The sequence below is a fragment of the Guyparkeria halopsychrophila genome, from assembly GCF_044582135.1.
Lineage (GTDB): Bacteria > Pseudomonadota > Gammaproteobacteria > Halothiobacillales > Halothiobacillaceae > Guyparkeria.
Genome location: NZ_JBDODP010000016.1, coordinates 44,170 through 70,391, shown reverse-complemented (window position 1 = coordinate 70,391; position 26,222 = coordinate 44,170). Strand labels below are relative to the sequence as shown.

Here is a 26,222-nt window from a genome sequence, read left to right as displayed (position 1 = left end):
CGGCGCCGGGGTTTTTTGTTGTCCGCCTGCTCAGTCGGCGGCCCGCAATGCCTTGAGGTCATCGAGCACGTCTCGGACGTGTTCGTCCGGGTTCACCTTGCGGTAGATGGTCTCAATGTTTCCGTCGGGATCGATGATGAATGTCTGGCGCTTGGCGAATTTCACCACCATGAAGTCGCTCAGCGCGCCGTAGCGCTCGACCACCTCTCCCTCCGGGTCCGCGAGCAACGGGAAGGGCAGTTCGTATTCCTTCGCGAACGCGGCGTGGCTTTCCACACTGTCCATGCTCACGCCCAGAACGGCCGCATCCTGCGCGATCAGCCGATTGATGTTGTCGCGAAAGCTGCAGGCCTCGGTGGTGCAGCCGGGCGTGTCGTCCTTGGGGTAGAAGTACAGCACCAGCCACTGGCCGCGGTAGTCCTCTAGGCGACGCATCTCGCCGTGCTGGTCGGGCAGGGCGAAGGCAGGCGCCGGATCACCGACGCCAAGCGACGTCTCGGCCGCCAGCCCCAGCGGGGCGGCCAGCGCGCCAAGTACGCTCGCCAACAGGGAAAGGGCATGTCGTCTCATGGGTGGTCTTCTCCTGCTGATGTCGCGATTGCGCTGGAACACTCAGTTAAGCAGGTTTCCCTGTCGTTCGCGCCCCAGTCGGCACGCACACATCGTTCAGGGTCATTTCAGGAAGGACGCGCATCCTGTCGGTCACTTACAAGATCGAGAGGGCCATCGAAATGACAACCGGCCGCGAAATCACCGTCTGGGACCGCTTCGTACGGCTGTTTCACTGGCTTTTGGTGGGCGGATTCTTCACCGCCTACCTGGTTGAGGACGACTGGCTCGGCGTTCACGTCTGGGCCGGATATCTCGTCTTCAGCCTGGTGGTGCTGCGCATCGCCTGGGGACTCGTCGGCAGCAAGCACGCCCGATTCGCCGATTTCGTCCGCCGTCCCCGCGAGGTGTTCGTCTACCTGAAGTCGACCCTCGCCGGACGCGCACGCCGCTACCTGGGCCACAACCCGGCCGGCGGCGTGATGGTGATCGCCCTGATGGGCTCATTGCTGACCACCACCGTGCTCGGCATGCTGGTGCTCGGCTCCGAATCGGGCAACGCCCTGCATGGCCTCGTCAGCGGGCTCGGCTTGGCCGGGGAAGCGGGCGAAGAGGCACTGGAGGAAACCCACGAGTTCTTCGCCAACGTCACCCTCGCCCTGGTCGGCCTGCACGTTGCCGGCGTGCTGTTCAGCAGCCTGGCGCATCGCGAGAACCTCGTTCGCGCCATGATCACCGGCCGCAAACGCCTCAACCGCCCCGAGGAGGACCAGGCATGAAGACCCGAATTCCCGCCTTCACCCTCATGGTGCTGCTGGCACTGGGACTGGCCGCCTTCGGTTGGTGGCAACTAGGCGACGTGCCCCTGGTAGAGAGCGAGGAGCACGAGCACGCCGAAGACGACTAGGGCATCGCTACTGAGGACCGGCTGACCAGCTAGGCCTTCGCTTGCGCTCGTTAGCGGCCGATCGCCCGCCAACCGATATCGCGACGGCAGAAGCCGCCCGCGAACTCGACCTTGTCGACCCCGGTGTAGGCAGTCTGTTGCGCGGCCTCGACGGTCTCGCCCAGCGCGGTGATGCAGAGCACGCGCCCGCCGTTGGTGACGACCTTGCCGTCCTGCTCGGCCGTGCCGGCGTGGAAGGCCTTCACGCCCTCGGGCAGCGCATCGAGGCCGGTGATCACGTCGCCCTTCGACGAGCTCTCCGGGTAGCCGGCAGAGGCCAGCACCACGCCCACGGCGGCCTGCGGGGTCCATTCGGCGGTCACCGTATCGAGCGTGCCGTTGACACCCGCCTCGAGCAGGTCGACCAGGTCGCTGTCCAGGCGCATCAGGACCGGCTGGGTCTCGGGATCGCCGAAGCGGCAGTTGAACTCGAGCACCTGCGGCTCGCCATCCGAGCCGATCATCAGACCGGCGTAGAGAAAGCCGCTGTAGGGCAGGCCGTCGAGGGCCATGCCCTTGACCGTCGGCTCGATCACCCGCTCCATGACCTTTGCAATCATGGCATCATCGAGTACCGGGGCGGGCGAGTAGGCGCCCATGCCGCCGGTATTGGGGCCTTTGTCGCCCGCGTCACGGGCCTTGTGGTCCTGACTGGAGGCCATCGGCAGAACGTGCTCGCCGTCGACCATGACGATAAAGCTCGCCTCCTCGCCTTCGAGGAAGGACTCGACCACCACCCGCGCGCCGGCGGTACCGAACTGGCCGGCAAAGATGTCGCGGATGGCCGCCTCGGCCGTCTCGATACTCTGCGCGACGATCACGCCCTTGCCGGCGGCCAGCCCATCGGCCTTCACCACCACCGGGGCGCCGTGCTCATGGACGAACTCGATCGCCGGGGCCGCGGTGTCGAACACCCGGTAGGTGGCGGTCGGGATGGCGTGGCGCTCCATGAAGTCCTTGGCGAAGGCCTTGGAGCCCTCCAGCTGGGCCGCTGCGCGGGCGGGGCCAAAGATCGGGAGGCCGGCGTCGCGGAAGGTATCGACCACACCTTCGACCAGCGGCGCCTCGGGGCCGACCACGGTCAAGTCAATCGCATTGTCGGCGACAAAGGCGACCAGTTCGGCGACATTGGTCGCCTCGATGGGCACGTTCCGGCATTTGGCCTCGGTGGCCGTGCCGGGGTTGCCGGGGGCGACAAAGACCGTCTCCACCCGCGACGACTGGGCGATCTTCCACGCCAAGGCGTGCTCGCGGCCGCCTCCACCGATAACCAGTACCTTCATGCCTTCACCTCGATTTGTGTCTGCTCGATTCGCCCGCCACGCAGTCACAGGCCGGCGAACAGGAATGGGCCGCATTCTACATCAGCCCGCGATGCCATCTGCCCAAGTCCACGGCCGCGGTATCAGCCGGCTGGCCTACAATGCCGGGATGCCATCGATCATGCTGTTCGAACCCGAGATCCCGCCCAATACCGGCAACCTGATCCGGCTGTGCGCCAATACCGGCTCGCAGTTGCACCTGGTCGAGCCGCTGGGTTTTTCGTTGTCCGACAAGGCGGTACGCCGCGCGGGCCTCGACTATCACGAATTGACCCACGTCCACCGTCATACCGATCTCGAACAGGCCCGAGCGGCCGTGCCGGGCCGGCTGCTGGCCTTCTCCACGCGCGGCACGACGCGCTACGACCGGGTCGACTACCGCCCCGACGACGTGCTGCTGTTCGGCCCCGAGACCCGCGGCCTGCCCGACGAGGTGCTCGAGCAGTTGCCCGCCTCACAGCGGCTCTACCTGCCGATGGTGCCGGGCTCGCGCAGCCTGAACCTGGCCAATGCCGCGGCAGTCGTGTTCTTCGAGGCGTGGCGACAACTGAACTTCACGGGGGCGAAATGATGGACGACTGGCGCATGGAGCCCATCGGGCACATTGAAAGCCCTTACCGGGAGGGATTCGGCATCCCGCGTCAGTCGGGCATCGTGCCGGCGGCCACCGGCATCTTGATACCCACGGCCGAATGGCGGGATCCCGCCGCGTGGCAGGGGATCGAGGCGTTTTCCCACCTGTGGCTGGTATGGGTGTTTCACGCGAAACGACGCATGCAGGCCGGCGACCGCAAGGCGGTGCGGCCACCGCGACTGGGGGGCAACGAGCGGGTGGGGGTGTTTGCCAGCCGCGCGCCGATCCGGCCCAACCCGATCGGGCTGTCGGTAGTTCGGCTGATTGATGTGCAGCCGGTCGATGGCGGGGTGCGGGTGCACCTGGGCGGACTGGATCTGCTCGACGGCACGCCGATCATCGATGTCAAACCGCACGTGCCCTACGCCGACTGCCCGGCGGATAGCCGTGGCGGCTGGGCGAGCGCGCCGCCGGAGCGACTGGCGGTGGTGTGGGGGGCGGCCGAACCGTGGCTGGATCAACTGTCCCCCGAACGGATCGCGCTGATCGAGCAGAGTCTCGCGCAGGACCCCCGCCCGGCGTTCCACGACGACCCGGACCGGGTCTACGGCATGCGCATCGAGGATATCGACGTGCGCTTCGTGGTACGCGAGCATCGCGCGGAGATCCGCGAGATCGTGCCGGCGACGGACTGACGGGCACAGGTCAGGGTCTCTGGACGGACTCAGTCCTCGGAACGCGGATCGCGAGCGAGCAATTCCGCCACCGCTTGCCGGGCAGGGAGCCCGTCGTAGAGCACATGATAGACACCCTCGGTGATCGGCATCTCCTGGCCATAGGCCTGCGCCAGTCGATGCCCCTCGCGGGCGGCACTGATGCCCTCGACCGCCTGGCCGATCCCGGCGACCGCGGCCTCCACCGACTCACCCTTTGCCAGCCGAAGACCGAACTGCCGGTTGCGCGAATGATCGTCGGTGCAGGTCAGCACCAAGTCACCCAGGCCGGCCAGGCCGGTGAAGGTCTCCACCCGTGCACCCATCGCCTCGCCGAGGCGCATGATCTCGGCCAGCCCGCGCGTGATCAACGCCGCGCGGGTGTTGGCCCCGAAGCCGAAACCGTCGGACACGCCGGCGGCAATCGCCAGCACGTTCTTCAGGCCACCGGCCAGCTCGATGCCCACCACATCGCTGCTGGGGTAACAGCGGATATGCTCGTTGCGCAATACCTCGGCGACGCGCTCGGCCACGGCCCGGTCCTGGCTGCCGACGGCGAGTGCCGCCGGCCGGCCATGCGCCACCTCGATGGCGAAGGTCGGCCCCGAGACCACCGCGAACGGCACATCGCCCAACGCGCCGGCCACCAGTTCGTCGATACGCCGCCCGGTACCGGGCTCGAACCCCTTGGAGGCGGTGACGTAAATCGCCGAACAGGGCAGCGCCGCGGCGTGCTCGGCGAGGAACTCGCCCAGGATCTTGGTCGGCAGCACCAGCCACACCTGGTCGGCATCCGCGACCGCCCAGGACAAGTCGGAACCGGCACGCAGCGTCTCCGGCAGGTCGATCCCCGGCAGGTAACGCGCGTTCTGGTGATCACGGTCGATGGCCGCCGCCTGCTCGGTATCACGCGCCCAGAGGCGCACCCGGGCACCGTTGGCCGCCAGCAGGGCTGCCAGCGCGGTACCCCAGGAGCCGGCGCCGAGCACCGCGATCCGTGTCTGCTCCGGTTCACTCATCGCGATGGATCAGTTCGGCCGGGCATCCGGCGCATCATCCGTCTGTGCCGCCCGTTGCTGCTCGTGCTGAATGTACAGGGCCTCGAAGTTGATCGGCTGGAGAACCATCTGCGGAAAGCCGCCCTTCATCACCAGGTCACCGACGGTCTCGCGGATGTAGGGAAAGATCTGCGTCGGGCAGTAAGCACCCAGCAACTGACGGCGCGTGTCGTCGTCGAAACCCTTGATCGTGAACACGCCGCCGTACTGCACCTCGGCCAGGTAGATGGTCTTCTCGGCGTGGGTCGCGGTGACGGTGATCGTCAGCTCGGTCTCGAAGGCCGCGTCACTCAGGCGGGTGGCATTGTTGCCCACCTGGACGCTCACCTCGGGCTTCCAGTCGTCATGCGTGAAGATGTCCGGCGCCTGCGGCGACTCGAAGGACAGATCCTTGAGATAGATCTTCTGCACGAAGAACTGCTGTTCGTTGCCTTCCGTCGCCTGGCCATTGCCGGCGGCGGTGTTTTCGCCCTCTGCCATGTCGGTACTTCCTGGTAGTCGTTCGATTCAGCGGATGCCGTGCCCGGCCAGCCACTGCGTCAACTGCGCGGCCGGCAAGGCGCCGGAGAGGCGGTCGATTTCACGACCGCCGGAGAAAAGGATCATTGTCGGTATGCTGCGGATGGCGAAGCGCGCCGAGATGGCAGGCGCTCGCTCGGTCTCAAGCTTGGCGACCACCAACCGCCCCGCCAAATCGCGCGCCAGCTGGTCGAAGGTCGGCGCCATCATCCTGCAAGGCCCGCACCATTCCGCCCAGAAATCGACCAACACCGGCAGGTCGTTGCGCTCGACGTGCCGCGCGAAACCCGCTTCATCCAGCGTCACCGGCTGGCCGGGGAACAGGGCCTGGCCGCAACGCCCGCACTTGCCGCCACCGAGGCGCTCGGCGGGCAGGCGATTGATCGCCCCACAGCCGGGACAGACAACGTGTCTGGATTCACTCATTGCGACACGTCCTCTCGCTCCATACCGACCCCCATCATAGACCCACCAGACATCGCCGACAGCAAGGCGGGGCGTCAGGCACCCTCGACCGGCGGCTCGCCGACGGCACGACGTGCCTCAGCCTCCACCAGCGGCATCAGTCGATCGTCACGATCCAGGGCGGCCAGCTCGTCGTAGCCACCCACGTGCGTCTCGCCGATAAAGATCTGCGGCACCGTGATCCGCCTGGCCCGCTGGATCATCTCGTCCTTTTTCGCCGACGAGAGCTGGACATTGATCGACTCGAACGCCAGCCCGCGTTTTTTCAGCAGGCGCTTGGCGAAATGGCAGAAGGGGCAGAGCGGGCTCTGGTAGACGACGATCGGCGGCTGTTCGGTCGCCGCGGCGGAGTCGCTGGTCATGCCCGCCTCCTCACTTGCCCTTGCTGACGGGGTAGTTCTGACCTTCCCACGCCAGGATGCCGCCGCCGAGGTGGCTGACGTTCTCGAAGCCACCCTTGACCAGGATGTTCGCTGCCGTGGCGGAGCGGTTGCCCGAACGGCAGTACAGCACCACCTCGTCGGGGTTCTCGCTGCGGATATCGTCGAGCTTCCTTTCCAGCTTGCCCAGCGGGATGTGGCGCGCGCCCTTGATATGCCCGGCCTTCCATTCGTTGTCTTCGCGGACATCAACCAAGGCCACGCCGTCACGACCGGCCTTGCGGGCCACCTCGGCCGGCTCGAGTGTCTTGAATTTCTGCAGGCGGCGGGAGAGTTCATTGCTGACGAGCAGCACGATCAGAACGGCCGCCACGGTGGCCAGCACCCAGTGGCGAGCGAGGAAATCGATAAAGGCTTCCATGAAAGGTTCTCGAGGTTCTTAAGGGGCGTTTAGGGAATCACTGCGCGAAGCGCATCTCACCCGCGGCGGGGATCGATGGCCCGTTGAGAGGCGACAACACCGAGGGCGTACCTGTCGACAAGCCAAGGGTGGCGTCGATTCGCGCAGCCGTTCCCGGCTGACTGCGCCATACAATGGCCGGAGCCCGCAAAAAATTCAAGGCACCGGCGGCGCAATGCCGCTCCGGTGCCTTGAAATCGATGCCTAGGGAAACTCTGCACGAATCGATGGTGCCTCTGGCTCGCGGGTTTGTTCGCAATCGAGGCGCCGGGCCGAAGGCGGGCTCATTGCCCGTCGAGGGGCGGTAACGACGAGTGCGGACAAACCCGCGAGCCCCGCCAGGGCGGGCCGCCAAGGAACCATCTGCGTCGTTGCGGTGTTTGCGAATGGCTACGGCCATTCACTTCGCACCGCGCCTTGCATCTGGCCCCTTGGCGGTCCCGCAGAGACACTATCGATTCGTGCAGAGTCTCCCAAGTGCGGCGACTGCGGCGGCACCGGCCTTCAGGAGGCCCGACGCACGCCCATCTTGGCCAGAATCGCATCCAGCGGGCACAAGCAGGTAATGCCGCTCTGGAACAGGTTAAGGCCGATGAACGCCGTCAACCACAACCAAGAGAGCTGGCCGAGATCCGCTTGGCCCGTGACGTGCGCCAGGGCCAAAGTGGCCAGGATCATCAATCCGGCAATGATGCGAACGTAACGATCGGTAGTCATTTCAGTGCCTCCGCAAAATCCGATGGAACGGTGCGCCAACAAGCTTGGTCGCACCTGAATAAAATTATTTTATTCCATCCTAGGTAAGCGGGCAAAAAACTTCCTGCATCATGCCGATCAGACGCAACGTCCGCGCATCAGAAACCCGGTAGAACACCCGGTTGGCGTCCTTGCGCGAGGCAAGAATGCCTTTGTCACGCAGGATGGCCAGGTGCTGGGAAATGTTGCTCTGGGTCGTGCCGACGGCCTCGACGATCTGCTGCACGCTGAGTTCGTTGTCGCCCAGTACGCACAGGATCTTCAGCCGGAGCGGATGTGACATCGCCTTGAGCGATCGCGACGCACGCTCGATATCGTCTGAACGGCCCATCAGCCGGGTGGCGGGATATTCCTCGGTTTCCAAATTCATGGTTCGACCCAAGTGCTGGTTGCGGGTGACGGAAGTCGCCGCGTTCCCGCGGGAACCGGCGGGAATCGGGGCCATCGCCCGGGCGTCGACTGGCGCCGCTCGCCTCGGGCCGCCCATGCGACGAAATCCCTCGTGGGAATCCCTGCTCGCCCCGTCGGGGGACTTGGCAATTCGTGCAGAGATTCCCCTGCCCCGTATACTACCGCTTTTCCGCCGAATTGTTGCAGTGGCCACGGGCGGAGCCCGAGGCAGACTGGACAGCGTTCGCCCAGCGGTGCCACACCCTCTCGTTTATCCACGGTCAGGGGCAGCCTTGCCACAGTCACCGCCAAACCGTCATACCCTGAACCCGCCGCCCGCCGGCCCGTTCGGTCGGGCCACCCGGCTGGCACTGCTGGCCGTGCTGACCACGCTCGCCCCGTCGGTCCTCGCCGAGGAGGCGATCCAGGAACGCATCGAGGCCCAGCGCGAGGCGGTCGAATCCACCGAGAAGGAACGGATTGCCGCCCGCGAATCCCTGGCCGAGCTGCAAAAGCGCATGGCCTTCCTGGAAGAGAAGGCGAGCGAGCTGGATGCCGAGCGCAAGGATCTCGAAACCCGTCAGCAGACCCTTGACCAACGCGAGGCCGAACTGCGTGAGGGGCTCGCCCAGCGACGCGCCGAACTCGAGCAGCGCCTGCAGGCGGCCTACCCCCTAACGCGCGGCAGCGTGCTGCAGGCCCTGCTGGGGGACGGCGACGCCCTGCAGACCGACCGCGACCTGCACTACCTGCGCGCGCTGATCCGCCCGGTCGAACAGGCCCTGCAAGCGCTCGAGGCACAGCGGGCCAAACTGGCCGAGAACCGCGAGGCGATCGCCAAAACCGACCGCGAGCTGGGCGAGGCCGGCAAGCGACTCGACCGACACCATCAGGACGTCGGCAAGAACCTCACCGAGCAGCAGCGATTGCTTGCCTCGTTGGGCGAGGCCTTGAATGAGCAACAACAGACCCTGAAGAACCTGCTGGATCGCAAACGACGGCTGGACCGAGAAGTCGCTGCCGCCCAGAAGGCCGCCGAGGCCGCCGAGGCCGCCGCCAAGGCCGAGGCGGAGGCCCAAGCGAAGGCCCAAGCCCAGGCGGAACGTCGCCGGGCCGAACGCGAACAGGCAGAGCAGGCAGAAAAACAGGCCAAACAGGACCGACGTCCGCCGCCCCAAAAAGCCCCCCCGACCCAGGTCCGGGACGATGGCAGCATCCCGATCGCCGGGCGGATCGAACGCCGCTTCGGCGAAACCCTACCCCAGGGGCGCCTGCGTAACGAAGGCACCGTCTTCCATGTTGCCGGCGCCAGTACGGTTCGGGCGGTCGATGCCGGCCGCGTGGCGTTCGCCGGCACGCTCAAGGGCTGGGGACAACTGGTGATGCTGCGCCACGACGGCGACTTCCTCTCGCTCTACGCCCACTGCCGCTCGCTGGATGTCGCCAAGGGCGATCGCGTGGCACGTGGCGATCGCCTCTGCACGTCGGGGATCATCGACGCCGGCCAGGAAGGGTTGTACGTCGAGGTGCGTCGGGGCAGCCGGCCCATCGATCCGGGCCGCTGGCCGGCTTGGCGCAAGGTGGTCGACGGCTGACCCGACGACGGTGGCGACCGCCCCCTCGTGTACGACAAGTGAGCTCCGAACTCATGAATAGGGCTCGCGGCCGGGGCCTCGACCATGGCATAGTTGCCGATAATCGTGTCGGGCAGAACTGACTCTGCCCAGGCAGCGCCACGGGGTTGAAACCGAACGCCCTGTCGGGCGATCACGCCGCCATCGCGCCTTGATCGCCGAGCCGTCGCCCCCACCATCACAGGGACAACACGATACGCTCACCCGGGGCACCCCGCGTGGCGGACCACACAACCGGCCCGATTGGGCCCGATACCGCTGATTAATGTCTAGAGAGAACACCATGACCACTTGGATCCGCAAGGCCTCGAACCTGGGCATCGCCGCCTTCTTCGGCTTTGCCATCGCCATTGCCATCAACGCGATGGCCGAACGACCGGCCGAGACCAACGGCGACATTCCGCTGGAGCAGTTGCGGACCTACTCCGACGTGCTCGACCGGGTGCGCTCGGATTACGTCGACGACATCAGCGAGGGTGAGCTGATCGAGAACTCCATCCGCGGGATGATCTCGGAGCTCGACCCCCACTCGGGCTATCTCGACGACGAGGAGTTCAAGAGCCTGCGCGAATCCACCTCGGGTGAATTCGGCGGCCTGGGCATCCAGGTGGGCATGAAGGACAACGTGCTGACGATCATCGCGCCCATCGACGACACCCCGGCCAAGAAAGCCGGGCTCGAGGCGGGCGACAAGATCATTCGCATCGACGGCGACCTGACCCAGGACATGGATCTGGAAGCGGCCGTCAAGCGCATGCGCGGCAAGCCGGATACCGACATCGAGCTGACCATCGCCCGCGAAGGCGAGAAAAAGCCGCTCGAGTTCACCATCACCCGCGCCATCATCAAGACCGAATCGGTCAAGCATGAGCTGCTCGAGCCGGGCATGGGCTATATCCGGGTCTCGCAGTTCCAGTCCCGCACCGTCGAACAGATGCACGACGCGCTCGACGCCTTGGTCGAGGAGAACGACGATAAGCCGCTCAAGGGTCTGGTGCTCGACCTGCGTAACAATCCCGGCGGCGTACTCGATGGCTCGGTCGAGATGGTCGACGCCTTCCTCGAGAAAGGTCAGATCGTCTATACCAAGGGCCGCGTCGCCGACGCGAAGATGAGTTTCGAGGCCAGCGACGGCGATCGCATCGACGGGGCGCCGCTAGTCGTGCTGGTCAACGGCGGTTCGGCATCGGCCTCCGAGATCGTGGCCGGTGCGCTGCAGGACAGTGGCCGGGCGCTGGTGATCGGCGAGAAGACCTTCGGCAAGGGCTCGGTCCAATCGATCATGCCACTGTCCAACGGCGGCGCCCTGCGCCTGACCACCGCGCGCTACTACACCCCGAGCGGCCGCTCGATCCAGGCCGAGGGCATCAAGCCGGACGTCACCGTCCATCAACTCAAGGTCAGCGACATCGAGGAGGTCTTCTCCATCTCCGAGGCCAGCCTTGCCGGCCATCTGACCAACGGTGACTCGGACATGACGGATGCCAAAAAGTCTGCGGAGAAAGGCGACGAGGACGACGAAGTGCGCGAACCGCTGGTCATCCGCGATTACCAACTCTATGAAGCGCTGAATATGCTCAAGGGCATGGTGATCGTCAGCAAGAATACCCGCCGCTAATCCGACGACTCACGAGGAGGAGGCACGACATGGCAAGCACGGCTCTGGTCCTTCTGGCACCCGGGTTCGAGGACCTGGAGGCCATCACCACCATCGACATCCTGCGTCGTGGTGGGATCCAGGTGGAAATCGCGGCCCTGCACGAAGACGCGGTCACCGGCTCGCGTGGCACCACGGTCGTCGCCGACACCAACCTCACCCTGCTCGACGAGGGCCGGGTCTTCGATGCCATTGTCCTGCCCGGGGGGCAGCCCGGGGCGAACAATCTGGCCGCCGACCAGCGGGTACTCGCCCGCCTGCGGGATCAGTCGGTCTCGGGGCGCTTGATCGGCGCCGTCTGTGCCGCACCGAAGGTGCTGGCTGCGGCCGGCCTGCTCAAGGTCCGGCGCATCACGCATTTCCCCGGCGCGCTCGATGCCGCCGAGGCCGAAGGTGTCGAAGTGACCACCGAGGCGGTGGTCGTCGACGGCAACCTGGTCACCGGGCGTGGCCCGGGAGTGGCCACGGACTTCGCCCTCGCGCTGGTCGAACAACTGGCCGGCCGCGATACCCGGGACGCGGTGGAATCCAAGCTGGCCCGTTGAATCACCTGCTCAACAAGCCTCCCGACCAGCGCCTGTCCTTGTGGCAGGCGTTTTCCGTTGTCACGCCATGAGCCAAGCCACCACGCCAACCGGCTATGTCACCCCGGCCGCGACCCTCGAGCGAGAACTATCGGCAAAGAAAAGCCGCTTTATCGCCCGCGCCGGACCGGCAACGGATCGCCAGGCGGCCCTGGCCTTCGTCGATGCCATGAAAGCGGATTACCCGGACGCGCGCCATCACTGCTGGGCCTACCTGATCGGCAATCCGGCCACGGCCGCCAGCGCGGCGATGAATGACGACGGGGAGCCGAGCGGCACCGCCGGCAAACCCATTCTCAACGTCATCCAGCACAAGGGCATTGGCGACCTGATCGTGGTGGTGACGCGCTACTTCGGCGGCATCAAGCTGGGTGCCGGCGGCCTGGTACGCGCCTATGCCGGGGCGACACAACAAGTGCTCGCCGAACTGCCTCTGATCGAGCATCGCCCGCAACGGGCATTCACCCTGGCATTCGACTTCGCCGACGAACAGCCATTGCGGCACTGGGCAAACCTGCACGGCGCGCAGCTGCTATCGGTCGACTACGGCCCCAGGGTCACCGCGCGACTGGACGTGCCGCTGGAACAGGTCGAGGCCTTCGAGGCGTTTCTCGGCGCCCAAGGCATCGAACGGCTCGAAGTGCCGGGCGACGATTGAAGGCCACACCCAGCAGGGGCCGATAAACGCAAAAAGGCCCGGGCAACTGCCCGGGCCTCGTCTTTGCCGACACATCCCTGTGTCGTCGAGTTGCTCCAAGTGTCCTTACTTGTTGGTGAACTCGGGGTAGGCCTCCATGCCGCACTCGACCGAGTCGACGCCTTCCTGCTCGTCTTCCTCGCTGATGCGCAGACCCATCACGGCCTTGAGGATCAGCCAGATGATCAGGCTGGCGACGAAGACGAAGCCGCCGATCAGGGCCAGGCCCGCCAGCTGTCCGCCGAGGGTGGCATCGTCGTTCGACAGCAACACCGCCAGCACACCCCAGATACCGGCCACGCCGTGTACCGACAGGGCACCGACCGGATCGTCAATGCGGATCTTCTCGAAGCCGAGGATGGAGAAGACCACGATCACGCCACCGATCGCACCGATGATGACGGCCAGCAGGGCCGACGGGGAGGCCGGGTCGGCGGTGATGGCGACCAGGCCGGCCAGTGCGCCGTTGAGCACCATGGTCAGGTCGACCTTGCCGAAGGCCAGGCGCGAGGCAATCATTGCCGCGATCACGCCACCGGCAGCCGCCAAGTTGGTATTGGTGAATACCTGGGCGACGGCGTTGGCCGAATCGACGTCGGAGACCTTGAGTTCCGAGCCGCCGTTGAAGCCGAACCAGCCCAGCCACAGGATGAACGTACCCAGCGTCGCCAGCGGCAGGTTAGCGCCCGGCAGGGCGTTGACCTGCCCGTTCGGACCGAACTTGCCCTTACGCGGGCCGAGGAGCAACACACCCGCCAGCGCCGCAACCGCACCGGCGAAGTGGACGATGCCCGAACCGGCGTAATCGGAGTAACCCAGGTCACTCAGGATACCGCCACCCCAGCTCCAGTAGCCCTGGATCGGGTAAATCAGGCCAGTCAGGACAACGGTAAAGGCAAGGAAGGACCACAGCTTCATCCGTTCAGCGACCACGCCGGAGACGATCGACATGGCGGTGGCCACGAACACGACCTGGAAGAAGAAATCGGCCATGTTGGAGTAGTAGATGTCACCACCACTCGCGACGACCTCGGCTGCCGTGTTGTCCGCGCCCAGGAAGAAGCTCAGACCCGGAATGATGCTGGAGATGCCGTCGCTGTACATGATGTTGTAGCCCACCACCATGTACATCACGCAGGCGATCGAGAACAGCGCGATGTTCTTGGTCAGGATCTCGACGGTGCTCTTGGAACGCACCAGCCCGGCCTCGAGCATGGTAAAGCCCGCCGCCATCCACATGACGAAGGCACCGGCGATCAGGAAGTAGAACGTATCGAGGGCATAGCCCAGTTCGATGACTTGAGTTTCCACGGTGAAATCCTCCGCTTAAAGGGCGTCTGTACCGGTCTCGCCGGTCCGGATGCGAATGGCTTCCTCGATCGGCGAGACAAAGATCTTGCCGTCACCGATCTTGCCGGTACTGGCCGCGTTGGTGATCACCTCGATCACCTGGTCGGCGAGGTGCTCGTCGACGACCATTTCCAGCTTTACCTTGGGCAGGAAGTCGACCACGTATTCCGCACCCCGGTAGAGCTCGGTGTGGCCTTTCTGGCGACCGAAGCCCTTGACCTCGGTCATGGTGATGCCCTTCACGCCGACGCCGCCGAGAGCCTCTCGGACGTCGTCAAGCTTGAAGGGCTTGATGATTGCCGTAATCAGTTTCATGGGTTTCTCCTAGGTGACGGGCCGGTCAGCGACCGGTCCGTGAGCCATTGATTCAGGATGCTTAGAAGCTCTTGGACCAACCGACCCAGACTTGCAGGTCGTCGTTGGTCGAAACGAAGTTATCCTCGCCAACATCCGCCATTTCGAAGCTCATGTTGAACGAACCGAAATCACCGGCGTCCTTCGCGACGGACGCGGTCCAGTGGCCGTAGTCCATATCGCCATAGCCCGGCTCACCGTCGTCGTCGAAGGTGTAGTAGCCGTAGTACAGGCTGCCGCTGAAACCGGAATCGCCAAACGGCACGTCAACGCCAGCGTAGTAGTACAGGTCGCCCTGGATGAACGGGCCGGCGTCAGCTTGGCCGTTGGCGGTGTACGCGAGACCGGCCGTCAGGTAGCTGTACGTCAGGGAGCCGTAGATCTCGCCGAAGTCGATGTCGTCCGGGGAATCCGGGTAGGCGTAGTAGACGTAGCCGACGTCGTAACTCAGGTCGCCGACGCTGCCGCCGTAGCCGGCGTACAGGTCCAACTCGTAGTTGGCGGCATCTGCGCCGAAATCAACGTTCGACGCCCAGGTGCCCGCGTAGAAGCCGGACTCGTGCGCGTAGTCGAGACCACCCTGGACAGCCGCGCTGTCGTCGGTCTGGGTGACACCACGGAAGAAGTAGTTGGAAACCACACCGACATTCGCCGAAACCTCGGCCGCTGCCACGGAAGGCAGGGTCAGGGCCGACAGGCTGACGGCGGAGGCGATGCTGGTAGCGATAAGGGTCTTTTTCATGATTTGTGCTCCACAAGTGAACGTTCGGGTTCGCCCACGACACTGCACCGGGCGTGCCAGTTGCGCATTCCTTTGTATTACATAGGGTTATTGGTCTTTAATCGACCCGAACGTCCGCGGACCGCACGGCGTCCTCCCCAAATTGGGGATCGTTTTTTTCGCCAATGCCCCAACCTGGTGCGCTCGCCATCATCGCGTCGAGCATATGCCGGTCCGGCATAACCTTGCATCTGCCCGGGGTATCCCCAACAATCGGGATGCCGTCGCCGACGAACCAGACCGAGGTACCGAGATGTCCATCACCCACACGATCGAAGAGATCTCCCAGCGCATCGAGCAGGCCATGCCCGAGAGCCTACGCGAGGGCAAGCAGGAGTTTGAAAAAACCGTGCGCCAGGCCGTCAGCAACGGCTTTTCGCGCATGGATCTGGTCACACGCGAGGAATTCGACGTACAGACCCAGGTACTCGCGCGTACCCGCGCCAAACTCGAGGCATTGGAGCAGCGCGTCGCCGAGATGGAAAAACACCACGGCACCCAGGCGGACAATCAGGCGGACAATGAAGAGGGCGACATCGCCAGCTGAGCTTTGACCCGGCGGACCGACGAACCTTCACCTCGCCGAATCTTCCCAAAGGCCTTTCGTGCCGGGCATGGATGCCCGCGTATCAAAGGCCGCCAAGCGACCATCCCCACACGCCGGCACCGCGTTTGCAGCAAGACACGCCGGCCGATCCAGCCAGGAGACGAGGCATACGGACATGCCCATCGCCAAGATCCACAGCCGGGCGCTGCTCGGCATTCATGCCCCCGCGGTGACCGTCGAGGCCCATGTCGCCCCCGGTTTGCCAGCCTTTACCCTGGTCGGACTGCCCGAGACCGCGGTGCGCGAATCCCGGGATCGGGTGCGCGCGGCGATCCTTTCCTCGGGCTTCGAATTTCCACCTCGCCGGCTGACCGTCAACCTCGCCCCGGCTGACCTGCCCAAGGAAAGCGCCCGCTTCGATCTCGCCATCGCCCTGGCCATTCTCGCCGCCACCGGGCAGTTGCCGGCCGTGGCCCGCGAACGACTGCCGTATATCGAATGCCTGGGTGAGCTTTCCCTGGACGGCGGCCTGCGCACCGTGCGCGGCAATCTTTCCGCCGCGCGGGCGGCCCGTGATGCGGGACGGGAACTGCTCCTGCCCATTGAGGGCCGAGCAGAGGCGGAACTGATCCCCGGGGTGACCGGTCGCGGGCTGCTTCACCTAGCCGACCTGGTGGCCTACCTCGCCGGTGACGCCGACCCCGTGCGGCTGGAACACCGGCCACCGCCGCCGGTCGACCCGGCCATCAACGGCGATCTTGCCGACGTCCGCGGCCAACCCCGGGCCAAGCGCGCGCTGGCGATTGCCGCGGCCGGCAAGCACAACCTGCTGCTGATCGGACCGCCGGGCGCCGGCAAGAGCATGCTGGCCCAGCGGCTCGCCGGCATCCTGCCACCGATGACCGAGGAAGAGGCCCTGGCCGCCGCCGAGGTGGCCACCGTCACGCCCGGCGGCTTCGACCCGGCTCGTTTTGCTGAGCGCCCGTTTCGCGCCCCACACCATTCGGCCTCGGCCGTCGCACTGATCGGCGGCGGGTCGCACCCGGCGCCCGGCGAGATCTCGCTCGCCCATCACGGCACGCTGTTTCTGGATGAGTTGCCCGAATTTGATCGGCGCGTGCTCGAGGCGCTGCGCGAACCTCTCGAGGCCGGTTCGGTGATGATCTCGCGCGCCGCGCGCCACGCCCGCTTTCCGGCCGACTTCCAGCTGGTCGCCGCCATGAACCCATCACCCCAGGGCAGCGAAATTCATTCGCGCGCCGCCCAACGCTACCGGGCCAAGGTGTCCGGGCCCTTGCTTGATCGGATCGACATCCACCTGGAGGTACCCCGCGTACCGGCCACCGATCTCGATCAGACACAGCCCGAGGGCGAGGACAGCCAGGCGGTGCGCGAGCGGGTGATCGCGGCGCGCCGCCGCATGCTGGCAAGACAAGGGGTGGTCAACGCGCGCCTGGATGCCCGCGGGGTGGCCGAACACATCGTGCTGCCACAGGCTGAACGCCACATGCTCAACCGGGCGATCGAGCAATTGAATCTCTCCGGGCGGGCGCGTGATCGGATCCTCAAGCTCGCCCGTAGCATTGCCGACTACGAAGATCGCGAGGGGATCGATGCGGCCACGTTGGCCGAGGCGATCGGCTATCGCAATCTCGATCGGCTGTTCAACGGTGGTGTCTGAAAATAGGGAGCAGGAGCCTACCCTGGACGCCGGGCCGTGATGATCGCGCGCCGGGGCGCGGGCAGCCCTTCACGGGTGCGGGAGGGATCATCGGGGTCGAGGAAGTCGACCAGCGACTGGCGGTCGCCGAACCACTCGCTGCGATGCTGCTCGGCCTCGCTGGTCATCGTCACGTCGATCAACTCGGGATCGACGAAACCCATGCGCTTGAGCCAGCCGATCACGGCCGCTGCACTGGGCAGGAACCAAACATTGCGCATGCCGGCGTAACGATCCGCTGGCGTGAGGATGGTGGTGGCATCGCCCTCGACCACCAGGGTCTCGAGCACCAGTTCGCCGCCGGGCCGCAGGCAGGCCTTGAGTTCGCCCAGGTGCGTGAACGGGTCGCGGCGGTGGTAGAGCACGCCCATCGAGAACACCGTGTCGAATCGCGGCCGCTGCGGAAAGCCTTCCAGCGTGGTGGGCACGATACCTGCGCGCGTCTCGCCCAGCAGGTGGGCGACGGCATGAAACTGGGCCACGAACACCCAGGTCGGGTCGACGCCGAGGGCAAAGTCCGCCCCCGCACCGAGCATGCGCCAGAGATGGTAGCCGTTGCCGCTGCCGATATCGAGCACCCGCCGACCGGCAAGCGGCTGGATGCGATCGACTAGGCGATCCCATTTAAGGTCCGAGCGCCACTCGGTGTCGATCGACACGCCGAACAGGTCGAAGGGCCCCTTGCGCCAGGGAATCAGGTCGCGAAGGACATCCTCCAGCCCGGGCAGGGCCCCGTCGGCACGCGCGGTGATGGCAGCACGGTCGAGATGATTGATCGCCCCGGCAGGGCGTTCGGGGAGATCGCCGACCGCGGCGAGCCAGCGCGGCCAGTCACCGTGATTGACCGCGGCCCAGTCGAACGTGCGCCATCCCTCCATCGGCATGCGCCGGGGGAGGTGACCGAGCGCGGCACGCGTCTGGCGAGCGATGCGCTCGATGCCGAGCGCGACCGACCGCTCCTGTTCAGCATCCCTCATCGGCTGATCAGAATCGGTAGCCCAGCCCGACGGCGAACAGGCCGGTCTGCTGATCGTAAAAACGAATGTCGGAATCGCGCTCGGACCAGACGCCGTAGGCGTCGACCGACCAGTTCGACCAGCCGAACGGCTCGGCATAACGCACACCGGCAACCAGCCCCATTTCCTTGCCATCGCGGTATTCATCAAAGATCGGCTGACGGGCGTCATAGCGGTCCACGCCGTAGTAACCGGTCATCGAGATCGACCAGCGATCGATGTCGTACTGGGCGGTCAGTTGCGGGCGCAACAGCCAGCCGCGGTTCGCCGCCCCATCGGCATCCAGGCGGCGGTACTGCACGCCCGGCGTCAGACTGAAGCCATCGGTCAGGGCAACCCGGTAATTCACATCGAAGCGGTGCTCGGTGCCTTCCCGCTCCAGCAGTCGACGTTCAGCGGGCGACAGTCCCAGCGCCAGCGCCTGGCCCGAGCGTTCCTCGTCGAGGTCGCGACGGTAGAGACGGTAGTCCACCGACAACCCCGTGCCGGCGATGCCCGCCAATCCCAAATGCAGGCCGCGCCGATCGGCATCGGTGGCATCCCGGCGCGTACCGACAACGAACGGATCCGACCAGACCTCGCTGTCATTGACGGTAACCGGGATTACCCCGGCCGTCAGCAGCCCGACACCGCCGACCAGGTAGCGCGCACCCACTTCGACGCCGATTTCACCATCGGCCAGGGCGGATCGAGGGGTTCCGGCATAGAGCGACAATTCTCGCGGCACGATGGTGTAGTCGATTTGCCCGAGCACCCCGCCGATTGGACGCGTCTCGCGTGAGGAAAGGCTGTAGAGGGAATCAATCCGCTTCTGGTCACTGGACACGGCCAGATTGGAACGGCTCGACATAACACCGATCAGCGGCTGAATCTCGCCCGAGAAACCGGTCTCGTCGGCTATCGGGGAGGCCTGCGCGACCGTTACGGTCAACAGGGCCAGCGGCAGCAAAGCCTTGGTGATGACGCGAGTGATCGTCTGGGCAATGCTCCGGGCTACGGTTTGTTCAAAGCGTTTCATCGATTCCGTCCCTGTTGTTCACATGCCACCAAAGCGCCATCATCCGGCACGGGCCGCACAGCATAAGAGGTATGTCTCGTCCCGCCATGAGCGGTTCACGGTACAGGGCACTCAGCCAGTGCTTCCCGTTGTTTTTTTGCATCGTCGCGCCAGCCACAGGCAGAACCCGTAGTGGCGCGAGAGCATCACCACCTCGTCGAATCCGGCTTGCCGCAGGCGATCATCGTGGGTTGTCACCGTCTCGCTATGCAGGACGTTTTCCAATGCCTGTCGCTTGCCGGCAATCTCCAGCTCGGAGTAGCCATTGGCCCGCTTGAAGTCAAGGTGGAGATCGGTCATCAAATCCTCGGCACCGTGTTCCGGCTCATGGACCTTTTCGGCCAACACCAACACGCCGTCCGGCAACAACCCATCGTAGAGGCGAGCGATTACCGCATCTCGCCTCGCCGGCTCGACGAACTGCAAGGTGTAGCCCAGCACCACCATCGAGGCGCGTTCGGGCATCACCTCGGCGAGATCGGCACAGACGAGATCGGTCCGGTACGGCGAGTGGAAGGCGGCCAGTTGAGCCCGGGCGCGCTCGAGCATCGCCTCGGAGTTATCCACGCCGATCAGCTCGACCCCCGCCGGCGGTGCGTCCATCCCGGCCAACGCCGACCGCATCGAAAGGGTCATCGCACCCAGCGAACAACCGAGATCGTAGACTCGCGAGTGGGGTTGGACGTGCCGCCGGGCGATGGCCGCCACCAGCTCGAGATTGAAGCGATAGCCGGGAACGGAGCGCGAGATCATGTCCGGAAACACCGCCGCCACAGCAGCGTCGAAACGGAACGCCGCCGGTGGCTGCGGGTCGCAAAAGAGATCGTCGCGACCGTTTGAAACGGGTTGTTGAGGTGATTCCGGCATGACGGACTCGACGTTCCGAGGGGGCGAAAAGTCTACCGCGGTGCGGTGACGACGAACAGGCTCACAGGGCTCTTCGGGGAATCAGATCGGCGCTTGCGGCCGCAGCCCTCGTGAGGCCAGTTCCTCGGCCACCGCCTCGGGTGGGCCGCTGAAGACGATCCGGTCACGCTTGCTGGCAAGCTGGTAGTCATACATGGGGTCGTAGTACTCGACCAGCATCACGCGAATCAGGTCGCGCAGTCCCTGGACATCGTCCTGACCATACCAGGCATCGAGGGCCTCCTCGGCCATGCCGCGCACCTTGGCGTGACGCACGCCGCCGAGGCGCTTTGCCACCCGGTCGATCGCCCCCAGGATGTGCTCGCGCACCCGCGCGCTGGCGCCGGCCGCGTCGGTGGCCAACACGCGTCGGTAACCCGCCTCCAGATCAATGATGTAATCCTTGAGACTCTGCTCGACCCGTTCCTCCAGGGGGCGTTCGATCACCACCAGCGGCGAGACGCGCATGCGCTCGAACAGGGTCGGCGGCACCAGTCGCGAACCGACCATCTTGCCCTCGTCCTCCACCAGGATCGGCTCGTCCGGGGCACGATGTCGCAGGCGCAGCAGGTCGATCGCGACCTGGTTCTCGAAGTCGATCGGCATGGGCTGCGGTTCCGGCTCGCGACCGAAGGCCGAGCCCTTGTGGCGCGCACGCCCCTCGAGGTCGAGATGCCGTTCGAAGCGCAACAGGAACGGCGTCTTGCCCACCCCGGTGCGTCCACCCAGCATGATCAGGGGCGCGTCGGTCGCCTGCGTTTCCAGTGCGTCGAGCAGAAACCGACGCATGGCCTTGTAGCCACCGGCGACGCGCGGATAGGTTATCCCCGCCTCCTCGAACAGCATTTGTTGGGTCAGTCGCGAGCGCAGCCCGCCACGAAAACAGTAGAGCAGGCCATCGGGATGCGCCTCGGCGAACGCCTGCCACCGGGCCACCCGGCGTGCCTTTTCGTCCGTATCGACCAGCTCGTAGCCCAGTGCGATTGCCGCGTCCTGGCCGGCCTCCTTGTAACGAATGCCGACCTGGTGGCGTTCCTCGTCGGTGAGAAGTGGCCGATTCTCTGCCCCGGGAAACGCCCCCTGCTCGAATTCTACCGGCGCGCGGACGTCCAGCATCGGCCGCTCGTCGAGGAAGATCGAGGCGATATCGGTCACGATCGGCAGATCGGCACGCCCGCTCACGCCAAGCCGCCCTCGTGGAAGACCACGCGCGGGCCTTCGTTCTCCTCGAGCAGGCGTCCAATGGGAGCGGCATGCAACCCGGCGTCGGCCAGTAGCGAGGCAACCGCCTCGGCCGCCTCGGGACGGACCGACACCAGCAGCCCACCAGAGGTCTGCGGATCACAGACGATCGCCCGGGCGAATGCGCTCATCTCGCCGAGCTCGCGTCCGTAGCTGGCGAAGTTCCGACCGGTGCCGCCCGGCATCTGGCCGGCGGCGATGTAGTCGGCGACCGCCTCGATCAGCGGCAGGCTCGCCACGTCGATCTCGGCGCGCAGACGGCTGCCGCGCACAAGCTCGAGCAAATGCCCGCCCAGCCCGAAGCCGGTGACATCCGTCATGGCGGTGACCGACTCGATCGCCGCCAACTCGGGCCCGATCACGTTCAGCCGCGTCATGCTCTGCGGAGCGAGATCGGCATGCGCGGCGTCAAGCACGCCGTTCTTCTGTGCCGTGGTCAGCACCCCGACCCCGAGGGGTTTGGTCAGGAAAAGATGATCGCCGGCGCGGGCGGTGTCATTGCGCTTGAGCCGCTCAAGCTCGACGCGACCAGTCACCGCCAGGCCGAAGATGGGTTCGGGCGCATCGATCGAGTGCCCGCCGGCCAGCGTGATGCCGGCATCAAAGCAGGCACTGCGTCCGCCGTCGATCACGGCCGCGGCCACCTCCGGGCCCAGCTTGTCGATCGGCCAGCCGAGGATGGCGATGGCCAGCAACGGTTGCCCGCCCATGGCATAGACATCACTGATGGCGTTGGTCGCCGCGATCCGGCCGAAGGTGAACGGGTCGTCGACGATCGGCATGAAGAAATCGGTGGTCGAGATCACCGCGCTGCCGTCGCCGAGATCGAAGACGGCGGCATCGTCGCGCGAATCGTTGCCCACGAGCAGGCGGGGATCGGGCTCTATCGGGGTCAGGCTCGAGACCAGCATGTCATCGAGCAGGGCCGGGGCGATCTTGCAGCCACAACCCGCGCCGTGGCTGTACTGGGTCAGTCGGATGTCGGGGGCAGTTTCTGGGGGCATAAAATCATCGATGAAAGGGGTTCAGTCGCTGTCAAACGCGGGCGGAATCAGGGCATCTCGGGGGTCGGGAGTGTCTCGAACCCGGGCCTGGCGAACCAGTACCCCTGAAAGCGGTTGAGGCCCAGCGTGCGCAATGTCTCGTATTCCTCGCGCGTCTCGACCCCCTCGGCGATCAGTTCGATCCCCATTTCCTCGCACAGCATCGCGGTCGATCGGATCACCGCCTGCTTGCTGCGGTGCTGATCGACGCCTCGCACCAGGTTGAGATCGATCTTGGCCAGATCGGGCTCGAGCTCGATCAGGTGATTCAGTCCGGCGAAGCCCTCGCCGTAGTCGTCGATCGCCCGCATCAGCCCGCGCTCGCGGTACTCGTCGAAGATCGCCCGCAGGTGACCACGGTCCGTGATGCGCTCGGACTCGGTGACCTCGAAGATCAGCCGCTTGGGATCAAAGCCGTAGATGGCGGCCGCCTCCATGGTCGCGCGGATGCAGGCCTGTGGCTTGTAGACGGCATTGGGCATGAAATTGATGCTCAGATTCGCCTCGATCCCCAGCTCGGAGGCCAGGCGGATCGCGGTCACGCGCGCGGCCTGGTCGAAGTAATACCGGTTTTGAGCATTGACCTGATCGAGCACGCTGCGGGCCGATTCGCCGTTGGGACCGCGCACCAGTGCCTCGTAGGCGTAGACCTCGTGGCGATCGATGTCGACGATCGGCTGGAATGCCATGGAAAAGGAGAAACCCAGTTTCTTGGAGGCCTCGGCCAGGCAATCGCGACAAGTCACCTGCCGCACCCCGTCGGGGAACACCTGCAAATCGTTGAGTTCGGTCTCTTGCGGCATCGACAACCTCCCGGGGCACTGGCAAACCGTGCCCCACCAAAGCGCGGGGCCGACTGGTCAGTCTAACAAAAGCCCGAGAAGACCCGTGCGATACATGAGGTAATCGTCCATGACGAAGCCACCACCGATCGGCTGGCAATCGCTGCCCGAGACGAGAAAGCCGGCCCGCTGGTAGGCGCGTATGGCCGGATCATTGTGTCGATTGACCCGCAACCGGACCCGATCGATGCCCTCGCCCGCGATCTGCCGGCAGGTGGCCTGGATCAACCAGTGGCCCAGCCCCTGGCCGTGAAACCCGGGATGCAGGTAGAGCTTGTCGAGAAACGCCTCGCCGTCTTCGTGCCGCCAGGCCGAAAAGCCGATCGGCAGGCCGACCAACCGCAGCAGGGAAAAGCGTGTCCCGCCGTGATGCGCCTCGCATAGTGCCGGGAGGGCGTAGCCGCGCCCGAGCATGTAGTGGACCTGCGCTGGGCCGATGATGGGCGGGTAACAGCGCCACCAGATGAATTCGGCCAGTGCGGCGATACGAGGCAGTTCGTCCGGCTTTGCCGGATCGAGCGAAAGCCAATGGCGCTCAGCGGGTTGAGGTGCGGGCAACGGCATCCTGCTTGTGGCCCTCAGGCCCGGGATGACAGCACCATTTGCGGCAGACTGGCATAGCCGTGGCGGCGAACGAACCGGTTCATCACCTCGATCGCCGGCGCGAAGCGTCGCTCGTCGGCGTGCCCGCTACGCTGCTCGGCGGCGCGCATGTCGGCAAACAGTTTCTCCCACTCCGGCACGACCTCCGCGCGCGGCAGGAAGCGGGCCGAGGTGTACCCCTGCGTCTGGCCGTCGCGCACGATCGGCGCGACGCGGGTGAGTACCCAGTAATGATCGCCGTTCTTGCAACGATTCTTGACGATGCCGAAGAACTCGTCGCCGGCCTGGATCGTCTGCCACATCAGGTAGTACAGGGTGTCGGGCATGTCCGGGTGGCGCAGGATGTTGTGCGGCTGACCGATCAACTCGTCGACCGCGAAGCCGGAAATCTCGGCCAGCGATCGGCTCGCCTGGATGATGATGCCCTCGCAATCGGTCTTCGATTGCAGGGCCCGGTGGGTCCCCAGCCCGACCACTTGGCCGGTGACCTGTCGAATGTCGATCGGTGGCTGGTACTCCATCGACAGCATGGCGGCGCTCCTCTACCCAAAGGGAAGACCGGACACGGCCCGAGTGTCCCAAGAAAAATCGATCGGGTATTAAAGCGCGAGGGCTCTGGCCCTTCAACCAAGCGTCATGCTTGGATTATTGCCACTCACTTGCCGATACAGAAGCTGCCGAAGATCTCGCCCAGCAGGTCATCGGCGGTGTAGCGCCCGGTGATCGCCTCCATCGCGGACTGCGCGCGGCGCAATGACTCGGCAGCCAGTTCACCCGCTCCCAGCGCCAGAGAATCCGACGCCTCGGTCAGGTTTTCCCGGGCGCGTTCGAGGGCCTCGAGGTGCCGACGACGCGCGATGAACGGGTCCTCGGTCCGATCGGACACCCCGGCCAGTTGCCGCAGCTCACGACGCAACGCATCCACGCCGCCCCCAGTCCGTGCGCTCAGGCGCAGCGTGCCGTTCTCGATCGTCTCGGAGGGCGACTCGTCGGTCAGATCGACCTTGTTGATCACGGTCAACAGCGGCTTGTCGGGCAAACGCGCCAGCGTCGCCTCGTCCTCGGCCGACCGGCCGCGCGCGCCGTCGATCAGGTGCAGGATCAGATCGGCGCGCTCGATTTCCTGCCAGGCGCGGCGAATACCTTCCTGCTCGATCGGATCACGGCTCTCGCGCAGACCGGCGGTATCGATCACGTGCAGGGGCAGGCCGTCGAGCATGATCTCGGCACGCAGCACGTCGCGGGTGGTGCCGGCAATCTCGGTGACGATGGCGCGCGATTCGCCAGCCAATTGGTTGAGCAGACTCGACTTGCCGGCATTGGGTTGACCGACGATCACGAGTTGTAAGCCCTCGCGCAGCCGGACGCCTTCGCCGGTGCGGCCCAGCAAGTCGGCCAACTCCTCGCGCAAGTCCACCAGTTGATCCCGTAGACGCGTGTCGGAAAGGAAATCGATCTCCTCCTCGGGGAAATCGAGGGCCGCCTCGATGTACATTCGCAGATGGATCAGGTGCTCGACGAAGGCATCCACGCGGCGCGAGAACGCGCCGGTCAACGACCGACGCGCGGCGGTGGCCGCCTGCGTGGAACCCGCTTCGATCAGATCGGCGACCGCCTCGGCCTGCGCGAGGTCCATACGGCCATTGAGGAAGGCCCGCTCGGTGAATTCCCCGGGCCGGGCGGTGCGCGCGCCGCAGTCGATCATCGCCGCAACGGCCGCATCCAGCAGCACCGGGTTGCCGTGCCCCTGCCACTCGACCACGTCCTCCCCGGTGTACGAATGCGGCCCCGGAAAATACAGCAGGATGCCGTCGTCCAGCACCTCGTCGCTTTCCGGACGGCTCAGCGTCACGTAATGGGCATGGCGCGGACGGGGTTCGATGCCGCTCAGGCGTTGCACGATGGCAAGCGCCTCGGGCCCGGAGAGCCGGACGACGCCCACACCGGCCCGGCCGGCGGCGGTCGCCACCGCGCAGATCGTGTCGACCGGTATCGCGCTCATGAAGTGATCCGATTACTGCCGGCACGGATGCGATGTTTCACGGGAAACATCGCCG

General features: G+C 65.6%; 31 protein-coding genes. 10 read left to right on the top strand and 21 right to left on the bottom strand.

Annotation, left to right across the window (positions count from 1 at the left end):
* Nucleotides 1-30 precede the first annotated feature (30 nt).
* Entirely contained in the window at nucleotides 31-570 is a 540-nt protein-coding gene (locus ABGV18_RS08450) for a redoxin domain-containing protein (protein ID WP_396585650.1), read from the bottom strand.
* Between the two features lie 161 nt (nucleotides 571-731).
* Between ABGV18_RS08450 and ABGV18_RS08445 the strand changes: the two genes are divergently transcribed.
* Entirely contained in the window at nucleotides 732-1,328 is a 597-nt protein-coding gene (locus tag ABGV18_RS08445) for a cytochrome b/b6 domain-containing protein (RefSeq protein WP_396585649.1), read from the top strand.
* Nucleotides 1,325-1,456 (top strand): hypothetical protein, encoded by a 132-nt coding sequence (locus tag ABGV18_RS08440; RefSeq protein ID WP_396585648.1) that lies wholly within the window; start codon nucleotides 1,325-1,327, stop codon nucleotides 1,454-1,456. The genes ABGV18_RS08445 and ABGV18_RS08440 overlap by 4 nt, the downstream gene beginning before the upstream one ends.
* A gap of 50 nt (nucleotides 1,457-1,506) precedes the next feature.
* Here the strand turns inward: ABGV18_RS08440 and purD are convergent, their stop codons facing one another.
* The gene (purD, locus tag ABGV18_RS08435; RefSeq protein WP_396585647.1) at nucleotides 1,507-2,778 is read right to left on the bottom strand and encodes a phosphoribosylamine--glycine ligase; all 1,272 of its coding nucleotides are present in this window, start codon (nucleotides 2,776-2,778) and stop codon (nucleotides 1,507-1,509) included.
* A 148-nt stretch (nucleotides 2,779-2,926) separates the two neighbouring features.
* On the opposite strand from purD, the gene ABGV18_RS08430 reads away from it, so the two are divergent.
* Complete coding sequence (locus tag ABGV18_RS08430) at nucleotides 2,927-3,388, top strand: TrmH family RNA methyltransferase (RefSeq protein WP_396585652.1); 462 nt, start codon at nucleotides 2,927-2,929, stop codon at nucleotides 3,386-3,388.
* Nucleotides 3,385-4,086, top strand: a complete 702-nt coding sequence (gene tsaA / locus ABGV18_RS08425) for a tRNA (N6-threonylcarbamoyladenosine(37)-N6)-methyltransferase TrmO (protein ID WP_396585646.1) — start codon at nucleotides 3,385-3,387, stop codon at nucleotides 4,084-4,086. Before ABGV18_RS08430 ends, tsaA begins: the two co-directional genes overlap by 4 nt.
* 29 nt (nucleotides 4,087-4,115) lie before the next feature.
* Here tsaA and ABGV18_RS08420 read toward each other — a convergent pair whose 3' ends face one another.
* The 7 genes from ABGV18_RS08420 to ABGV18_RS08390 all read right to left on the bottom strand — a co-directional run bounded on the left by ABGV18_RS08420 (nucleotide 4,116) and on the right by ABGV18_RS08390 (nucleotide 8,112).
* Entirely contained in the window at nucleotides 4,116-5,123 is a 1,008-nt protein-coding gene (locus tag ABGV18_RS08420) for an NAD(P)H-dependent glycerol-3-phosphate dehydrogenase (protein ID WP_396585645.1), read from the bottom strand.
* 9 nt (nucleotides 5,124-5,132) lie between these two features.
* On the bottom strand, nucleotides 5,133-5,642 hold the full coding sequence (secB, locus tag ABGV18_RS08415) for a protein-export chaperone SecB (protein ID WP_396585643.1): 510 nt from the start codon (nucleotides 5,640-5,642) through the stop codon (nucleotides 5,133-5,135).
* Between the two features lie 27 nt (nucleotides 5,643-5,669).
* On the bottom strand, nucleotides 5,670-6,107 hold the full coding sequence (trxC, locus tag ABGV18_RS08410; protein ID WP_396585642.1) for a thioredoxin TrxC: 438 nt from the start codon (nucleotides 6,105-6,107) through the stop codon (nucleotides 5,670-5,672).
* Between the two features lie 74 nt (nucleotides 6,108-6,181).
* Nucleotides 6,182-6,508 (bottom strand): glutaredoxin 3, encoded by a 327-nt coding sequence (gene grxC, locus ABGV18_RS08405; protein WP_396585641.1) that lies wholly within the window; start codon nucleotides 6,506-6,508, stop codon nucleotides 6,182-6,184.
* 10 nt (nucleotides 6,509-6,518) lie between these two features.
* The gene (locus ABGV18_RS08400; protein ID WP_396585640.1) at nucleotides 6,519-6,947 is read right to left on the bottom strand and encodes a rhodanese-like domain-containing protein; all 429 of its coding nucleotides are present in this window, start codon (nucleotides 6,945-6,947) and stop codon (nucleotides 6,519-6,521) included.
* A 543-nt stretch (nucleotides 6,948-7,490) separates the two neighbouring features.
* Entirely contained in the window at nucleotides 7,491-7,703 is a 213-nt protein-coding gene (locus ABGV18_RS08395; protein WP_396585639.1) for a YgaP-like transmembrane domain, read from the bottom strand.
* Between the two features lie 79 nt (nucleotides 7,704-7,782).
* Complete coding sequence (locus ABGV18_RS08390; RefSeq protein WP_396585638.1) at nucleotides 7,783-8,112, bottom strand: metalloregulator ArsR/SmtB family transcription factor; 330 nt, start codon at nucleotides 8,110-8,112, stop codon at nucleotides 7,783-7,785.
* A 313-nt stretch (nucleotides 8,113-8,425) separates the two neighbouring features.
* Between ABGV18_RS08390 and ABGV18_RS08385 the strand changes: the two genes are divergently transcribed.
* The 4 genes from ABGV18_RS08385 to ABGV18_RS08370 all read left to right on the top strand — a co-directional run bounded on the left by ABGV18_RS08385 (nucleotide 8,426) and on the right by ABGV18_RS08370 (nucleotide 12,665).
* Nucleotides 8,426-9,727: a peptidoglycan DD-metalloendopeptidase family protein gene (locus ABGV18_RS08385; protein WP_396585637.1), complete on the top strand. Its 1,302-nt coding sequence runs from the start codon at nucleotides 8,426-8,428 to the stop codon at nucleotides 9,725-9,727.
* Nucleotides 9,728-10,049: 322 nt separating this feature from the next.
* Entirely contained in the window at nucleotides 10,050-11,384 is a 1,335-nt protein-coding gene (locus tag ABGV18_RS08380) for a S41 family peptidase (RefSeq protein ID WP_396585636.1), read from the top strand.
* Nucleotides 11,385-11,413: 29 nt separating this feature from the next.
* A complete protein-coding gene (locus ABGV18_RS08375; protein WP_396585635.1) occupies nucleotides 11,414-11,968 on the top strand; it encodes a DJ-1 family glyoxalase III in 555 nt (184 codons plus the stop codon).
* Nucleotides 11,969-12,035: 67 nt separating this feature from the next.
* Nucleotides 12,036-12,665, top strand: coding sequence for a YigZ family protein (locus tag ABGV18_RS08370; protein WP_396585634.1), 630 nt, complete (start codon nucleotides 12,036-12,038; stop codon nucleotides 12,663-12,665).
* A 105-nt stretch (nucleotides 12,666-12,770) separates the two neighbouring features.
* Here the strand turns inward: ABGV18_RS08370 and ABGV18_RS08365 are convergent, their stop codons facing one another.
* From ABGV18_RS08365 to ABGV18_RS08355, 3 genes are all read right to left on the bottom strand, one after another.
* Entirely contained in the window at nucleotides 12,771-14,015 is a 1,245-nt protein-coding gene (locus ABGV18_RS08365) for an ammonium transporter (protein ID WP_396585633.1), read from the bottom strand.
* Nucleotides 14,016-14,030: 15 nt separating this feature from the next.
* Nucleotides 14,031-14,369 carry a P-II family nitrogen regulator gene (locus ABGV18_RS08360; RefSeq protein WP_396585632.1) on the bottom strand — a complete coding sequence of 113 codons (339 nt, stop codon included), beginning with the start codon at nucleotides 14,367-14,369 and terminating at the stop codon, nucleotides 14,031-14,033.
* Between the two features lie 61 nt (nucleotides 14,370-14,430).
* On the bottom strand, nucleotides 14,431-15,150 hold the full coding sequence (locus tag ABGV18_RS08355) for a TorF family putative porin (protein ID WP_396585631.1): 720 nt from the start codon (nucleotides 15,148-15,150) through the stop codon (nucleotides 14,431-14,433).
* A 292-nt stretch (nucleotides 15,151-15,442) separates the two neighbouring features.
* Here ABGV18_RS08355 and ubiK point away from each other — a divergent pair, with 292 nt between their 5' ends.
* Nucleotides 15,443-15,736 carry a ubiquinone biosynthesis accessory factor UbiK gene (gene ubiK / locus ABGV18_RS08350; protein WP_396585630.1) on the top strand — a complete coding sequence of 98 codons (294 nt, stop codon included), beginning with the start codon at nucleotides 15,443-15,445 and terminating at the stop codon, nucleotides 15,734-15,736.
* Nucleotides 15,737-15,911: 175 nt separating this feature from the next.
* Nucleotides 15,912-17,417, top strand: coding sequence for a YifB family Mg chelatase-like AAA ATPase (locus ABGV18_RS08345; RefSeq protein ID WP_396585629.1), 1,506 nt, complete (start codon nucleotides 15,912-15,914; stop codon nucleotides 17,415-17,417).
* A 17-nt stretch (nucleotides 17,418-17,434) separates the two neighbouring features.
* Here the strand turns inward: ABGV18_RS08345 and cmoB are convergent, their stop codons facing one another.
* The 9 genes from cmoB to mnmE form a co-directional block, all read right to left on the bottom strand.
* Nucleotides 17,435-18,433, bottom strand: coding sequence for a tRNA 5-methoxyuridine(34)/uridine 5-oxyacetic acid(34) synthase CmoB (gene cmoB, locus ABGV18_RS08340; RefSeq protein WP_396580737.1), 999 nt, complete (start codon nucleotides 18,431-18,433; stop codon nucleotides 17,435-17,437).
* 7 nt (nucleotides 18,434-18,440) lie between these two features.
* Complete coding sequence (locus ABGV18_RS08335) at nucleotides 18,441-19,490, bottom strand: DUF2860 family protein (RefSeq protein WP_396585628.1); 1,050 nt, start codon at nucleotides 19,488-19,490, stop codon at nucleotides 18,441-18,443.
* A 111-nt stretch (nucleotides 19,491-19,601) separates the two neighbouring features.
* Nucleotides 19,602-20,396, bottom strand: a complete 795-nt coding sequence (cmoA, locus tag ABGV18_RS08330) for a carboxy-S-adenosyl-L-methionine synthase CmoA (RefSeq protein ID WP_396585627.1) — start codon at nucleotides 20,394-20,396, stop codon at nucleotides 19,602-19,604.
* Between the two features lie 81 nt (nucleotides 20,397-20,477).
* Complete coding sequence (gene mnmH / locus ABGV18_RS08325; protein ID WP_396585626.1) at nucleotides 20,478-21,617, bottom strand: tRNA 2-selenouridine(34) synthase MnmH; 1,140 nt, start codon at nucleotides 21,615-21,617, stop codon at nucleotides 20,478-20,480.
* Nucleotides 21,614-22,681, bottom strand: coding sequence for a selenide, water dikinase SelD (selD, locus tag ABGV18_RS08320; RefSeq protein WP_396585625.1), 1,068 nt, complete (start codon nucleotides 22,679-22,681; stop codon nucleotides 21,614-21,616). Before selD ends, mnmH begins: the two co-directional genes overlap by 4 nt.
* Nucleotides 22,682-22,728: 47 nt before the next feature.
* A complete protein-coding gene (locus ABGV18_RS08315) occupies nucleotides 22,729-23,523 on the bottom strand; it encodes an EAL domain-containing protein (protein ID WP_396585624.1) in 795 nt (264 codons plus the stop codon).
* Nucleotides 23,524-23,580: 57 nt separating this feature from the next.
* Nucleotides 23,581-24,120: a GNAT family N-acetyltransferase gene (locus tag ABGV18_RS08310; RefSeq protein WP_396585623.1), complete on the bottom strand. Its 540-nt coding sequence runs from the start codon at nucleotides 24,118-24,120 to the stop codon at nucleotides 23,581-23,583.
* A 20-nt stretch (nucleotides 24,121-24,140) separates the two neighbouring features.
* Nucleotides 24,141-24,695: a PAS domain-containing protein gene (locus ABGV18_RS08305; RefSeq protein WP_396585622.1), complete on the bottom strand. Its 555-nt coding sequence runs from the start codon at nucleotides 24,693-24,695 to the stop codon at nucleotides 24,141-24,143.
* A 125-nt stretch (nucleotides 24,696-24,820) separates the two neighbouring features.
* Nucleotides 24,821-26,167, bottom strand: a complete 1,347-nt coding sequence (gene mnmE / locus ABGV18_RS08300) for a tRNA uridine-5-carboxymethylaminomethyl(34) synthesis GTPase MnmE (RefSeq protein WP_396585621.1) — start codon at nucleotides 26,165-26,167, stop codon at nucleotides 24,821-24,823.
* Between the last annotated feature and the right edge of the window lie 55 nt (nucleotides 26,168-26,222).

Bases quoted from the DNA above. Each gene is read 5' to 3' on its own strand.
- ABGV18_RS08450 (WP_396585650.1), bottom strand. From the start codon at position 570: ATGAGACGACATGCCCTTTCCCTGTTGGCGAGCGTACTTGGCGCGCTG.
- ABGV18_RS08445 (WP_396585649.1), top strand. From the start codon at position 732: ATGACAACCGGCCGCGAAATCACCGTCTGGGACCGCTTCGTACGGCTG.
- ABGV18_RS08440 (WP_396585648.1), top strand. From the start codon at position 1,325: ATGAAGACCCGAATTCCCGCCTTCACCCTCATGGTGCTGCTGGCACTG.
- purD (WP_396585647.1), bottom strand. From the start codon at position 2,778: ATGAAGGTACTGGTTATCGGTGGAGGCGGCCGCGAGCACGCCTTGGCG.
- ABGV18_RS08430 (WP_396585652.1), top strand. From the start codon at position 2,927: ATGCCATCGATCATGCTGTTCGAACCCGAGATCCCGCCCAATACCGGC.
- tsaA (WP_396585646.1), top strand. From the start codon at position 3,385: ATGATGGACGACTGGCGCATGGAGCCCATCGGGCACATTGAAAGCCCT.
- ABGV18_RS08420 (WP_396585645.1), bottom strand. From the start codon at position 5,123: ATGAGTGAACCGGAGCAGACACGGATCGCGGTGCTCGGCGCCGGCTCC.
- secB (WP_396585643.1), bottom strand. From the start codon at position 5,642: ATGGCAGAGGGCGAAAACACCGCCGCCGGCAATGGCCAGGCGACGGAA.
- trxC (WP_396585642.1), bottom strand. From the start codon at position 6,107: ATGAGTGAATCCAGACACGTTGTCTGTCCCGGCTGTGGGGCGATCAAT.
- grxC (WP_396585641.1), bottom strand. From the start codon at position 6,508: ATGACCAGCGACTCCGCCGCGGCGACCGAACAGCCGCCGATCGTCGTC.
- ABGV18_RS08400 (WP_396585640.1), bottom strand. From the start codon at position 6,947: ATGGAAGCCTTTATCGATTTCCTCGCTCGCCACTGGGTGCTGGCCACC.
- ABGV18_RS08395 (WP_396585639.1), bottom strand. From the start codon at position 7,703: ATGACTACCGATCGTTACGTTCGCATCATTGCCGGATTGATGATCCTG.
- ABGV18_RS08390 (WP_396585638.1), bottom strand. From the start codon at position 8,112: ATGAATTTGGAAACCGAGGAATATCCCGCCACCCGGCTGATGGGCCGT.
- ABGV18_RS08380 (WP_396585636.1), top strand. From the start codon at position 10,050: ATGACCACTTGGATCCGCAAGGCCTCGAACCTGGGCATCGCCGCCTTC.
- ABGV18_RS08375 (WP_396585635.1), top strand. From the start codon at position 11,414: ATGGCAAGCACGGCTCTGGTCCTTCTGGCACCCGGGTTCGAGGACCTG.
- ABGV18_RS08370 (WP_396585634.1), top strand. From the start codon at position 12,036: ATGAGCCAAGCCACCACGCCAACCGGCTATGTCACCCCGGCCGCGACC.
- ABGV18_RS08360 (WP_396585632.1), bottom strand. From the start codon at position 14,369: ATGAAACTGATTACGGCAATCATCAAGCCCTTCAAGCTTGACGACGTC.
- ABGV18_RS08355 (WP_396585631.1), bottom strand. From the start codon at position 15,150: ATGAAAAAGACCCTTATCGCTACCAGCATCGCCTCCGCCGTCAGCCTG.
- ubiK (WP_396585630.1), top strand. From the start codon at position 15,443: ATGTCCATCACCCACACGATCGAAGAGATCTCCCAGCGCATCGAGCAG.
- ABGV18_RS08345 (WP_396585629.1), top strand. From the start codon at position 15,912: ATGCCCATCGCCAAGATCCACAGCCGGGCGCTGCTCGGCATTCATGCC.
- cmoB (WP_396580737.1), bottom strand. From the start codon at position 18,433: ATGAGGGATGCTGAACAGGAGCGGTCGGTCGCGCTCGGCATCGAGCGC.
- ABGV18_RS08335 (WP_396585628.1), bottom strand. From the start codon at position 19,490: ATGAAACGCTTTGAACAAACCGTAGCCCGGAGCATTGCCCAGACGATC.
- cmoA (WP_396585627.1), bottom strand. From the start codon at position 20,396: ATGCCGGAATCACCTCAACAACCCGTTTCAAACGGTCGCGACGATCTC.
- selD (WP_396585625.1), bottom strand. From the start codon at position 22,681: ATGCCCCCAGAAACTGCCCCCGACATCCGACTGACCCAGTACAGCCAC.
- ABGV18_RS08315 (WP_396585624.1), bottom strand. From the start codon at position 23,523: ATGCCGCAAGAGACCGAACTCAACGATTTGCAGGTGTTCCCCGACGGG.
- ABGV18_RS08305 (WP_396585622.1), bottom strand. From the start codon at position 24,695: ATGCTGTCGATGGAGTACCAGCCACCGATCGACATTCGACAGGTCACC.
- mnmE (WP_396585621.1), bottom strand. From the start codon at position 26,167: ATGAGCGCGATACCGGTCGACACGATCTGCGCGGTGGCGACCGCCGCC.